Source organism: Caenibius tardaugens NBRC 16725, assembly GCF_003860345.1.
Lineage (GTDB): Bacteria > Pseudomonadota > Alphaproteobacteria > Sphingomonadales > Sphingomonadaceae > Caenibius > Caenibius tardaugens.
In genome coordinates this window covers 2,103,914-2,116,490 of the sequence record NZ_CP034179.1, presented here as the reverse complement: position 1 = coordinate 2,116,490, position 12,577 = coordinate 2,103,914, and the positions used below count along the sequence as shown (strand labels likewise).

Sequence of the window (12,577 nt, the reverse complement as noted above, 5' to 3'; positions counted from 1 at the left end):
CCAGCCCGGCTGCGGCCTAAACCGAACCGCTCGCCACAGCATCCGGCGTGATCGCCGGGGCGGGTACGCGTTTTTTCTGCTTCGGCCTGCGGAACCAGAAGCTCCAGACGGCGAAACTGCCCAGCACCGCCATGCCAAGGCCGGAGAGGGTCATCACGATCCGCCAAGCCAGCCCGCCGACTTTGCCCGCGTGAAGCGGGTAGGCCATGTTGAACACTTTCGCCCCTTGCGGCAAAGCGCGGGCATCGCGCGCGCCCAGCACCGCGCCTGTGGCGGCATCGAACCACAGCGTGGTGCGGCCATTGGGCAGCCATTCATCGGGCTGACGCATGCGCAGCATGATCGGATCGCCCGGCTTCCTCGGCAGGCTGAGGATGCGGAATTCCGCTTCGGGGAAGCGCTGGTGCGCCGCCACCAGCATCGCCCGCCAATCGGTGTTCTGCGCCAGCGGGCCAGAGGATTTGTATTTTGGCGGTTCCAGCGCTTTCGCGGTTTCCGCCACCGGGCCGAACGGCGCCACAACCACCATCGCCACCGGGCGGAACAGCAGCATCGCGCCCGTCAACGCGGAGAGCAACAGCAGCGGCGCAAGGACAATGCCGAGATCGCGATGCTGCATGACAATCGCAGGGCGGCTCATCCGTTTGGGCCAGAGCCGGAAACGGAACGTCTTGCGCGTGCGCCACCACAGGATCGCGCCGGACACGACGAAGAACACCGCGGCAAGGCCCGCTATCCCGGAAATCCATTCGCCGAAATCACCGGTAAACAGATGATGGTGAAAATCGAACAGCCACAATTCCGGCCGTTCCCACTGGCTCTGCCAACGGGTGACGACATTGCCCGCCTGATCCGCGTAAAGCCCCGCCCCTTCGCCGAAGCGCGTCTGATGCAGGCCGAAACGCGGCGTTGCATAGATGATCCCCTGCGGCCCACCGGGCAGCGCCATCAATGCTTCTGTGGCCTGGGCCACGCTCGCCACATCGGGGCGCAACGGATCGTGCGCATGCGGCAAGCCGATCCACGCATCCTTGTGCACCAGAATCGCGCCGGACAGGCCAAGCAGAGCCAGGATCAGCCCCAACAGCCCGCCCATCCAGCGATGCAGGAGATCGAGAAGTTTCAGAAGCGGTAGTCCCAACCCAGAGTGAAGCTGCGCCCGCGCCCTGCGAAATAGCTCAGGGCATCATAAGTGCGCGTCTGGGAATTGTAATCGATGTAGTCCTTGTTGAACAGGTTCTGCACCGCCAGATTCACCGCACCAAAGCTGCCCGTGTCATACCGGATGCTGGCATCGGTCAGCGAATAACCGCCGAAATCGCGGCCCACCGCCGCGCGTTTGCCGTGGAATTCGCGTTCGAAGTAAACCTGGTGCTGGACCAGCGCGGACACCCGTCCGTGGTTGTAGGCCAGCGAAAGGTTAAGCCGGTCGGGCGAAATGTTCGTGCCGTCGAGATCGGTATCGACCTTGCCATCGGGGGCGCTGCTGTCGCTGTCGTACTTGCCGCGGATCATGGCATAGCCGACATTGGCCTTGAGCCCTTCCACCGGCAGCCGGATGCCCAGATTCAGCTCAAGCCCGTGAATCTCCACACGTTGGCGCTGCACGTCAAAAATCCGCTCGCCCGGGCGTTCGATCAGGAGCTGGCCCTTGTCGCTGGATGACCAGAAATAGGTCGCGCTGGCATCGAAAATCCCGCGCTTCAGTTCGATCCCGATTTCGCGGTTGTTCGAAATAATCGGCGAAATATCGAGATAGTTGTCAAGATCGACGCCGGCCTTGCCAATCGCACGGGTGATGCGGCCGATATCGGGCGCGGTGAACCCTTCGGCATAGCTGGCATAGGCGCGCACGCCCTGCCACGGTTCGAAGATCACCCCGCCGTTCAGCAGGACATCGCTGAATTTCGGCTTGCCCCCCGCAACATCGACCCCGCCGAACGTTGCCGGATTGGTGCCGTTATACGTGGTGGATGCCAGCGTGTGGTAATCGTCCACCTTGATCTGGACGTTTTCCCAGCGCGCACCGCCTGCCAGACGCACCTTGCCGTCGAACAGCTTGAGATTGAGCTGCGCGAACGGGGCAAGGCTGCGAAAATCCGTGGGCGGCACCCAATAGCGATTGGTTGCGATCAGGCGTTGTTCGGTCTTGTCGAACAGGGCGTCGAAACCAAGCGTGGCCGTCAGGGCTTCAAACCCCGGTACGCTGCGTTCATAGCTGATTTTGAAACCCAGCTTGCGCGAACGGTTCTGCGACTGGTCGAACAGCGTGCCCAGCGGTGCAAGCGACGGGTCCTGGAAAGTCGGTTGCGTCTGCACTTCGCCGCCGAACGTGTCACGGCTGCGGTTGAAGAACACCTGGCTGACGAAATTGCCCCCGCCAAGATCGGTATCCGTCAGCGACAGGGCGACGCTTTCAGTCCGGTTGGCGGCGGATTTTCCCGGGGGATCACCGCGCACCGCGCTGGTCGGCAGGTCTTTCGCGCGATCCCCGCGCACGGCCACGTACCGGCCATAGCCTTCCATTTCATAACGGCTGGCGATGAGATCGAGCCGCGCCGTATCGGACAGCGCATAGCCAAAGCGCGCGAACAGCGAAAACGACTTCGAATCCTGCGTTTCGCCCTGCGTCAGGTTCAGACCGATCCGGCGACCGTCGCCATCGTAGAACGTCCCGCGCTTTTCAAAGGCGGCGCCAACTGTCGCGTCGAAATCGCCCGCCTTGTACTGGACCAATCCCGCGACCTTGCCGCCCATACCGCTATCGTGGAAACCGTTGTCGGCGCTGCCCTGCAGCAGCACGCGGCCGCTGATGCCTTCCTCTTTCGGTGCGCCAACCGTCACCTGATTGACGATCCCGCCAGTCCCCCCAATCCCCTGCAGGGCGTTGGACCCGTAAATCAGTTCCACCCGGTCCACGAAGAAGCCATCGATGGTGAACCCATCGCGGCTGCCATCGCGCAGCGGGGTCGATTGCGGAATGCCGTTGATGGCGTAAAGCGGCGAACGCCCGCGCAGGGTTTCCCCCGCACCCGAAAGCTTCTGGCGCGTGGGTGAAAACGACGGGGTGAGGTTCGACACGGCATCGGTGACCGAACCGGAAATGGCGATCTGCTGATCCAGCGCATCCTTGGTCACCACGTCGATCGTCAGCGGCAGAGCATTGGCGGGCAGGGCGGTGCGCGCCGCCGTGACCACGATATCCGCGTTATCCGCCCGCGACGATGCCGGGGCATTCCCGCTTTGCGCGGCTTCGGCGCCGTGCGCCATTACCGGCAGGGCCGAAGCGGTCAGGAAGAGAGCGACAAACGAAGCGTTTTGACGGAATGGGACGCGCATGGATGGACCTTGCCTGAAAGTGATCGGCGCGCCGCTATCAACCTTGACAGGTTAATGCAACTCATTCTCATTTCAGTCGACATTTTGCACGCAGCTATGGTTTTTTCACCACATCATGCGCCGAAAAAAATAGCACGCCTGCGAGGCCGATCGTGCGAAAGGGCGTTATAAACAAGCGCAAGAGGAGGATCGCCATGCGTGTGGGCTGCCCGAAAGAAGTGAAAAACCACGAATATCGCGTCGGCCTGACCCCCGAAAGCGCCCATGAACTGATCGCGCGCGGCCACGAGGTGTGGATGGAAAGCGCGGCTGGCGAAGGCATTGGGGCCAGCGATGGCGATTATATGGCTGCGGGCTGCACGATCCACACCGCCGCAGAGATCTTCGCCGCGTGCGACATGATTGTGAAAGTGAAAGAACCGCAACCCGCCGAACGGGCGATGCTGCGACCCGGACAGATCCTTTACACCTATCTCCATCTCGCGCCCGATCCGGAGCAGACCGCCGATCTCGTCAAATCCGGGGTCATCGCCATTGCCTATGAAACCGTCACCGGGCCGGGCCATACGCTCCCCCTGCTCAAACCGATGAGCCAGGTCGCCGGGCGCATGGCGATACAGGCCGGGGCGACCGCGCTGGAAAAGGCGCATGGCGGGCGCGGGGTGCTGCTGGGCGGGGTGCCGGGCGTGATGCCGGGCAAAGTCACCGTGATCGGCGGCGGCGTGGTCGGCTTCAACGCCGCGCAGATGGCCGTGGGGCTGGGGGCCGATGTCACCATTCTCGACCGCGATCCCGAAGTGCTGGAACGGCTGGGTATCCATTTCGAAAGCCGCGCCAAGACCCGCTTTTCCAACAAGGCCAATCTCGCGGCAAGCGTGTGCGAGGCCGATCTGGTGATCGGGGCGGTGCTGGTGCCGGGGGCCGCCGCGCCCAAGCTGGTCACGCGCGACATGCTGTCGTGCATGCAACGCGGGGCGGTGCTGGTCGATGTGGCGATCGATCAGGGCGGCTGTTTCGAAACCAGCCATCCCACCACGCATCAGGACCCGACATTCGTGGTCGACGGGATCGTGCATTACTGCGTTGCCAATATGCCCGGCGCGGTGGCGCGCACCTCCACGTATGCGTTGAACAACGTCACCCTTCCCCATGCCCTGCGCATTGCCGATCTCGGCTGGAAAGAGGCACTGCGCCGCGATCCGCATCTGGCGGCCGGGCTGAATGTCCACGAAGGGCACGTGACCTATCCGGCTGTGGCGGAAGAACTGGGCTACACGCTCCAGCCGCTGGCCGAGGCACTGGCCTGACCAGCCGGTTCAACTGGCGGTCTCAATCGGCCAGAAACGGATCGGACACTTCGGGCGGAATCCGCACGGGCCGCCCGCTCGCCTTGTCGATCATCGCCCAGACCGAACGCGCGGAAACGATCACCTTGCCCGCATGATTGCTGAATTCCACCCGGCGCACGAACCGCGCCCCTTGCGGCGGATCGGGTATCCAGGTGCGCGCGGTGACGGTTTCGCCCAGATTGATATTGCCGCGATAATCGATTTCGTGCCGGGTGACGAACCACAGATAGGCATCCACGTCCTGCGGCCGCGCACCGGCTTCCCAGTGCGCGGTGCCGATATCCTGCACCCATTGCAGCCAGACCGTGTTGTTCACATGGCCGTTCAGATCGATATGATCCGGCCCGGCCGTGAACGAGAGCGAGAAACTGGCGCCCATGGTCTGCCGGTTACGGCTTCACCCCAAGCTGCCACAGGATGAAGGCGAATTCTTCCGCCGTTTCCTTGAGGCTTTCGAACCGGCCCGACTTGCCGCCGTGGCCCGCGCCCATATTGGTCTTGAGCAGCAGTTCGTTCTTGTCCGTCTTCAGTTCGCGCAGTTTCGCCACCCATTTGGCGGGTTCCCAATAAGTGACGCGCGGATCGTTCAGCCCGGCGGTGACCAGCAGCGGCGGATAGGCCTGCGCCTTGACCTGATCATAAGGGCTGTAGGACCGGATCAGTTCGAACGCGGCCTTGTCCTCGATCGGATTGCCCCATTCGGGCCATTCGCCCGGCGTCAGCGGCAGGGAGGCGTCGAGCATGGTGTTGAGCACATCGACAAACGGCACATGCGCCACAACCGCGCCCCACAGTTGCGGGTCGGAATTGGCCACCGCACCCATCAGTTCACCCCCGGCTGACCCGCCGGAAATGCTGATTTTCCCGGCCTTGGTATAACCGCGTTCGACCAGCCCTTTCGCCACGTCGACGAAATCGTGGAAGGTGTTGGTGCGCTTGTCCAGCTTGCCCGCCTTGTACCACGCCCGACCAAGATCATCGCCCCCGCGAATATGCGCGATGGCATAGGCGAACCCGCGATCCACGAGCGACAGGCGCGAGGTGGAAAAGCCCGGATCGATCGACAGGCCATAGGCGCCATAGCCGTAGAGGTGCAGCAACCCGCCCGGCTTGCGATCCTTGCGATACATGATGCTGACGGGGATTTTCGTACCGTCGCGCGCGGGGATTTCCAGCCGCTCCGTGGTGTAGAGCGCGGCATCGTAACCCGAAGGGATTTCCTGAACCTTCAACACTTCCAGCCGCTTGTCGGCCAGATGATAATCATAGACGGTGCTGGGCGCGATCATGCTGGCATAGGACAGGCGCAGCACATTGACGTCCCATTCGGGATTGTCGTCCAGCCCGGCGGTATAGCTCGCTTCGGGAAAAGTGATCGGTTCGACTTGCGCCGGGTCGGTGTAGGAACGCAGTTCGATCCGGTCGAGCCCGCGCAGCCGCCCTTCGGTGACGTAGAAATTGCGGAACAGATCCACCCCGGTGAGATAGAATTCGTCCGATCCGGCAATCAGCGTGGTCCATGTGCCGGGATCGGCCAGTGGCGCGGTCGCCAGCCGGAAATTCTCATGCGTATCGTTGGTATGGATGTAGAGCGTGCCGTCGCGTTCATCGGCATCGTATTCCACGCCCTTCTGCCGCGCTTTCACCAGCAGCGGTTTGGCCAGCGGATCGGCGGCGGGCACCAGCCGCACTTCGCTGGTTTCGTGATCGCCCGAAGAAATGATCACCCATTTTTCGTTGGCGGAAAGCGAACTGCCAACGCGGAAGCCTTCGTCATCCTCGTGATAGAGTTCGACATCGTCGGACAGCGGCTTGCCCAACCAATGCAGGCGGGCGTTATCGGTGCGCCAGTTCTCGTTCGCCAGCGAATAGACCAGCCCCTTGTCCCCCGCGACCCAGACGAGGCCCGACAGCGTGCCGGGGATTTCATCGGGCAGCACCTGCCCGGTGGCCAGATCCTTGATCCGCGCGGTGAAGCGTTCCGATCCGTTATCGTCCACCGAATAGGCCAGCAGTTTCCCGTCATTGCTGACCGAAATCGCCCCAAGGCGGAAATAGTCCTTGCCCTTTGCCAGCGCGACTTCATCCAGAATCAGCTGGTCGGCGCTGCCATCGGCGGGGGCCCCCACCGGGCGGCGGAACCATTTCTTGTATTCCGCCCCTTCCTCGAACTCGATCCAGTAGAGATAGTCCCCATCCTTCTGCGGGACGGACTTGTCCGCTTCCTTGATCCGCGCGCGCATTTCCTTGAACAAGGCGTCGATATCGCCCTTCTTCCCTGCCATGCGCTTTTCGAACCAGGCGTTTTCGGCATTGAGATAGGCAAGGACATCCTTGTCCTTGACCTCGGGATAGCCGGGGTCGCGCAACCAGGCATAGGGATCGCTGACCGTGATCCCGTGATGTTCGAAGGTGTGGTCGCGTTTCTGGGCGACGGGCGGCGAAGCGGAAGTGTCGGTCATCGTATCCTTGGCGAAAACGGGGTGTGTCAGGGCGAGAAGCGCGATCGCGGCAAAAGCAACGGCTCTGGGCATCGTCGAATCCTTGCTGAATGGGTGGCGAAATGCGCACGCGATCCTATGTTGCACCCAGCACTATTACCCGAAGGAGCGCGCCGCAATGCTGATGTCGACACATGAGGCCCGGCTTGACGCCCTGCGCAAGGAACTGGCCCGCCGCGAACTCGACGGTTTCGTCGTGCCGATCTCCGACGAACATATGAGCGAATATGTCGGGGCCTATGCGCAGCGGCTGCAATGGCTGACGGGTTTCAACGGATCGGCCGGGACTGCCGTGGTGCTGGCGCAGGGCGCCGATGGCAAGGGCGCGACGATCTTTGTCGACGGACGGTATACCCTGCAGGTGCGCGATCAGGTGGATGGCGCGCACTGGGATTACGCCTCCGTGCCCGAAACCAGCCCGGCCAAATGGCTGGGGGACCACGCCCCCGAAGGCGCGCGGATCGGCTATGACGCCTGGCTGCATTCGCGCACATGGGCCGAAACCGTGGCCAAGGCGCTCGCCAAACGGAACGCCACGCTCGTGGCGGTGGACGGCAACCCGATCGATGCGGTGTGGCAGGACCGCCCCGCCCCCTCGCGCGCGCCGGCACTGGTCCATGCCGACACACTGGCGGGCCAATCGAGCGCCGACAAACGCGCCGTGGTGGCGCAATGGCTGACCGGCGAAGGGCTCGACGCGGTGGTGATCCCCGCGCTCGATTCGATCGCATGGCTGCTGAACATTCGCGGCACCGATGTGGATCGCACCCCTGTGGCGCTGGGCTTTGTCATCGCCCATGCCGATGCCACGGCGGATTTGTTCATCGATCCCGCCAAAGTCACCCCCGAACTGACCGCCCATCTCGGCCATGCCGTGCGCATCGCCCCACTGGACGGATTTGCCGGGGCGCTGCAGGCGCTGGCGGGCAAGCGGGTGGCGGTCGATCCCGATCATGCCGTGGCGGCGATTTTCACCGCGCTGGACAGTGCCGGGGCCCAGGTGGTCAGCGCCAGCGACCCCTGCGTTCTGCCCAAGGCCGTGAAAAACGCGGCGGAACAGGCGGGCCACCGTGCGGCGCAGGCGCGCGATGGCGCAGCGGTATCGCGTTTCCTTCACTGGCTGTCGGTTGCGGCACCGCAGGGCACGGTCGACGAACTGGCCGCCGCCGCCCGGCTGCAGGCCTTCCGTGAAGGAACCGGATCGCTGCGCGACCTGTCGTTCGACACCATTTCGGGCAGCGGCCCCAACGGCGCCATTGTCCATTACCGGGTCAGCGAGGAAACCAATCGCCCGCTTGTGCCCGGCAGCGTCTATCTGGTCGATTCCGGGGGCCAGTATCCCGACGGCACGACCGATATCACGCGCACCGTGTGGATCGGGCCGGGCGATGCGCCCGCCGATGTCAAAGACCGCTTCACCCGCGTGCTCAAAGGGCATATCGCACTGGCCCGGGCCGTGTTCCCGCAAGGGACCAACGGATCGCAGCTCGACACGCTGGCCCGCCAGTTCCTGTGGCAGGCAGGCATCGACTATGCCCATGGCACCGGCCACGGCGTGGGCAGCTTCCTGTCGGTGCACGAAGGCCCGCAACGGATCAGCAAGGCCGGTGGCAATCAGGAACTGCTGGCCGGGATGATCGTGTCCAACGAACCCGGCTATTACAAGACCGGCGAATACGGCATCCGGATCGAAAATCTGGTGCTGGTCGAACCGCGCACGATTGCCGGGGCGGAAGGCGAATGGCTGGGGTTCGAAACCCTGACCCATGTCCCGATTGACCGGGCGCTGATCGATAGCACCCTGCTGGACCCTGCCGAACGGGCATGGCTGGACGCCTATCATGCCCGAGTGCTGGCGCTGATCGGCCCGCAACTGGACGACGATGCGCGCGACTGGCTGCGCCGGGCCTGCGCCCCGCTGGTGTCCGCATGACCGGCGCGCGCGACCTGCATCAGGCCTTCGTGCATCTGGGGCTTGGCGCAACTGCGGTGCCCCAGCCGGATTTCACCGACATGGCATGGCACGGCGATTATATCGCCCGCCACGGCGGCGATGGCGCGGAAGGGCGGCTGGTCAGCCTCTACCGGTTTTCCGAATCGTGGGATTCGTGGGAAATGCACCCGCAGGGCGCGGAACTGGTGGTCTGCACCACTGGCACGATCACCCTGATTCAGGAGCGGCCGGGCGAAGACCCGTTGCAGACCGTGCTGTCAGCCGGGCAATACGCCATCAACCCACCGGGTGTGTGGCACACCGCCGATGTGGACGGCGAGGCCGAGGTGCTGTTCATCACATCGGGTATCGGAACCGAACACCGGCCCCGCACCACAGGATAAAGCCATGCGGCACACCCCCGTCTTGCGCGCTTATGAACGATCCCGCCATGCTGTGACAATTTGCGACAATTTTCCCGTCTTGCGACAAATTTGCGCGACAAGCCCGGTCTAGAAGCACTTTCAAGAGTTGCGAAGGCCGCGCCTTCCCCTTCCCCCTCCCAAGCGGGCTTTCGCAACTCACACGATTTTGCAAAGGAACATGGGAATGAAAAAGCTCACCAAGATCATGCTCGCGACGGCTGCTGCAGCCAGTGCCGCCACTGCCGGTTTCGCCTATGCCGCACCGGGCGGTGAAGGTCGCCCCGACCAGACCCGTGCACAGGCACAGGACCATGCAACCAAGATGTTTGAACGCATGGATGCCAACAAGGACGGCAAGCTCGACAAGGCCGACCGCGAAGCGCGCCAGACGGCCCGGTTCGACCGTCTCGACACCGACAAGAACGGCAGCCTGAGCCGCGAGGAATTCAACACCCGTCCGCAACGCGCCGAAAAGGCCCCTGATGGCCAGAAGGCCGAAGGCCGGCGTGGTGACGGCAAGCACTTCGGCGGGCGCCATCATGGCGGTCGCGGTGGCGGCAAGCACGGCGGCTTCATGATGAAGCAGGCGGACACGAACAACGACGGCGCGATTTCGCAGGCTGAATTCGTGGCATCGCATCTCGCGAAGTTCGATGCCGCCGATGCCGACAAGAATGGCACTGTGACATCGGCCGAACGCAAGGCGCAGCATGAAAAGATGCGCGCCGAATGGCAGGCCAAGCGCGCTGCCCAGCAGCCGAAGGCCCAGTAAGCGATGCCGGGCGCCCCTGTCTCACCTCAAGGCTCTACAGGCCAGGGAACCACGGGCGCCCGCGTCCTGATCGTCGATGACGAACCGGACCTGCGCGAACCCCTGGCGGACTACCTGTCCGGCCAGGGGTTTGCCGTGCTGCAGGCCCAAAGCGCCGCCGATGCCCGCAGCGTGCTGTTGCAGGAAAAGCCGGACATCGTCCTGCTGGACATCATGATGCCCGGCGAGGACGGCCTGTCACTGTGCCGCCATCTGGTGGAAACCAAAAGCCTGCCGGTCATTCTGCTGACCGCGCGCGGTGAAGCGACCGACCGGATCATCGGCCTGGAAATCGGCGCGGACGATTACGTCACCAAGCCGTTCGAACCGCGCGAACTGGTCGCCCGTATCCGCAGCGTGCTGCGCCGGGCCGCCCGCCCTGCCGCCGCGCCGGAAGAAGACGCCTGGTACGAATTCGAAGGCTGGCGGCTCGATCCGCTGAAGCATCAGCTGACCGATCCGGAAGGCGCGATTATCGCGATTTCGTCCGCTGAATTCCGCTTGCTCAAGGCCTTTCTCGATCATCCCCGGCAAGTGCTGGACCGCGATCGCCTGCTCGACATGGTGCAGGGCCGCGAGGCGCATCTGTTCGACCGGGCGGTGGACAATCAGGTCAGCCGCCTGCGCCGCAAGATCGAGAACGGCGGCGAACCCCGCCTGATCCAGACCGTGTGGGGCGGTGGCTACCGCTTCGCCGCCGACGTGCAGCGGTTCCTGCCCGATTCAGCGCGAAACGCATAGCCATGACCCTTCGCCTGTGGCCCCGTAGCCTGCTGGGACAGATGCTGCTGTCCGTGGCGATGGCCCTGCTTGTGGCGCAGGGCATTTCCGGCGCCCTGTTGTGGCGCGCCGAACAACAGCGCCGAGAAACCTCGATACTCAACGCCATCGCCTTTCGCGTGATCGGCGGGGACGAAGCCAGCCAGGGCCGCGGGCATACGCCGCCCGATCGCGCCGCGCGCGATCCGCATACCGAGCCGCGCTCTGGCGAACAGCCTGGCAACGAACCGCGCGCGCAGGCGGGCAATCATGGCAATAACGACCGTGGCGGCGGCATGCGCCGGATAAGGCTGGAACGCACGCCCGATTTGCCAGTGCGCGCGAACGAGACCCGGCAAACTGTCCGCGAAACCGCCCTGGTCAGCCTGCTGGCCGAACAGGGCATTACTCCGGCAGACGTGATCGTGGTCGAACGGCCGCTGGCCGACGATCCGTTCCTGCTGGAACGCGCCAAACGGCGGTATAACCCCGCTGAAGACCAGAACATCGCGGATCGCAAGTTCCTGCTGGCCGCCTTGCGCATGGCCCCCGGGCAGGACTGGACCGTGGCCCGGATCGCCTTGCCGGACAATGTCCCGCACAGCCTGCATACGATGCTGTGGCAGACTGTCCTGTTGTACTGCATTCTTGTCGGGTTGCTGGCGCTGTTGCTGCGGCGGATCACCCGCCCGCTGGCCGAACTGACCAGCCGGGTCGAACATTTCGCCGAAACGCGCGAGGCCGAAGGCCAACTCGCCCCGCATGGGCCGGAAGATATCAGCCGCCTGATCACTGCGCACAACGCGATGGAAGACCGGATCGCCGCGCTGCTGCGCGAAAAAGACGTCATGCTGGGCGCGATCGGGCATGACCTGAAGACCCCGCTGGCGGGCCTCCGCATCCGCATCGAAAGCGTGACCAACGAGACTGAACGCCAGAAAATGGCGGCGACGGTGGAAGACATCACCCGCACGCTCGACGATATCCTGTCGCTTGCCCGGGTTGGCCGGCCCAGCGATCCGCTGCAGAAAACGGAACTGTCCGCACTGGTTGGGGCGCTGGTCGACGAATACGAGGATATGGGCGAAAATGCGGTTCTGGGCCGCACGGACCGCGTGGTCATGCCCATCCGCGAAACCTGGCTGCGCCGGGCCTTGCGCAACCTGATCGGCAATGCCCTGCGCTATGCCGGGAACGCCGAAGTCTCCTTGCAGAAAGAAGGCAACGAAGCGGTCATCCGCATCGCCGACAAGGGCCCCGGTATTCCGCCGGACGAGATCGAAGGGCTGTTCGAACCCTTCGCCCGGCGCGAACCGTCGCGCAACCGCACCACCGGCGGGGCCGGGCTGGGCCTGACACTGGCCCGCGCCATTGCGGAACAGCACGGCGGGCGGCTGACGCTGTCCAACCGGCCCGAAGGGGGCCTGCTGGCCGAACTGCGCCTGCCGCTGGCGTAACGC

General features: G+C 64.0%; 10 protein-coding genes. 6 read left to right on the top strand and 4 right to left on the bottom strand.

The features are described from left to right. Positions 1-16: 16 nt before the first annotated feature. The gene (locus EGO55_RS09750) at positions 17-1,126 is read right to left on the bottom strand and encodes a PepSY-associated TM helix domain-containing protein (RefSeq protein ID WP_040715369.1); all 1,110 of its coding nucleotides are present in this window, start codon (positions 1,124-1,126) and stop codon (positions 17-19) included. Then, the gene (locus EGO55_RS09745) at positions 1,123-3,339 is read right to left on the bottom strand and encodes a TonB-dependent receptor (protein WP_040715230.1); all 2,217 of its coding nucleotides are present in this window, start codon (positions 3,337-3,339) and stop codon (positions 1,123-1,125) included. Before EGO55_RS09745 ends, EGO55_RS09750 begins: the two co-directional genes overlap by 4 nt. Positions 3,340-3,533: 194 nt before the next feature. Here EGO55_RS09745 and ald point away from each other — a divergent pair, with 194 nt between their 5' ends. Continuing rightward, the gene (gene ald, locus EGO55_RS09740; protein WP_021689604.1) at positions 3,534-4,646 is read left to right on the top strand and encodes an alanine dehydrogenase; all 1,113 of its coding nucleotides are present in this window, start codon (positions 3,534-3,536) and stop codon (positions 4,644-4,646) included. Between the two features lie 22 nt (positions 4,647-4,668). On the opposite strand, the gene EGO55_RS09735 is transcribed toward ald, so the two are convergent. Together EGO55_RS09735 and EGO55_RS09730 are read right to left on the bottom strand one after the other, a co-directional pair. Then, the gene (locus EGO55_RS09735; protein ID WP_021689605.1) at positions 4,669-5,067 is read right to left on the bottom strand and encodes an acyl-CoA thioesterase; all 399 of its coding nucleotides are present in this window, start codon (positions 5,065-5,067) and stop codon (positions 4,669-4,671) included. Between the two features lie 10 nt (positions 5,068-5,077). Beyond that, positions 5,078-7,150 (bottom strand): S9 family peptidase, encoded by a 2,073-nt coding sequence (locus tag EGO55_RS09730; protein ID WP_040715371.1) that lies wholly within the window; start codon positions 7,148-7,150, stop codon positions 5,078-5,080. Positions 7,151-7,313: 163 nt separating this feature from the next. Between EGO55_RS09730 and EGO55_RS09725 the strand changes: the two genes are divergently transcribed. The 5 genes from EGO55_RS09725 (at position 7,314) to EGO55_RS09705 (ending at position 12,574) form a co-directional block, all read left to right on the top strand. Beyond that, the gene (locus EGO55_RS09725; RefSeq protein ID WP_040715373.1) at positions 7,314-9,122 is read left to right on the top strand and encodes an aminopeptidase P family protein; all 1,809 of its coding nucleotides are present in this window, start codon (positions 7,314-7,316) and stop codon (positions 9,120-9,122) included. After that, a complete protein-coding gene (locus EGO55_RS09720) occupies positions 9,119-9,526 on the top strand; it encodes a cupin domain-containing protein (RefSeq protein ID WP_021689608.1) in 408 nt (135 codons plus the stop codon). The genes EGO55_RS09725 and EGO55_RS09720 overlap by 4 nt, the downstream gene beginning before the upstream one ends. Positions 9,527-9,731: 205 nt before the next feature. Continuing rightward, the gene (locus EGO55_RS09715; RefSeq protein ID WP_021689609.1) at positions 9,732-10,319 is read left to right on the top strand and encodes an EF-hand domain-containing protein; all 588 of its coding nucleotides are present in this window, start codon (positions 9,732-9,734) and stop codon (positions 10,317-10,319) included. Positions 10,320-10,322: 3 nt separating this feature from the next. Then, entirely contained in the window at positions 10,323-11,099 is a 777-nt protein-coding gene (locus EGO55_RS09710) for a response regulator (RefSeq protein WP_021689610.1), read from the top strand. Between the two features lie 2 nt (positions 11,100-11,101). Beyond that, entirely contained in the window at positions 11,102-12,574 is a 1,473-nt protein-coding gene (locus tag EGO55_RS09705) for a sensor histidine kinase (RefSeq protein WP_021689611.1), read from the top strand. Positions 12,575-12,577 lie beyond the last annotated feature (3 nt).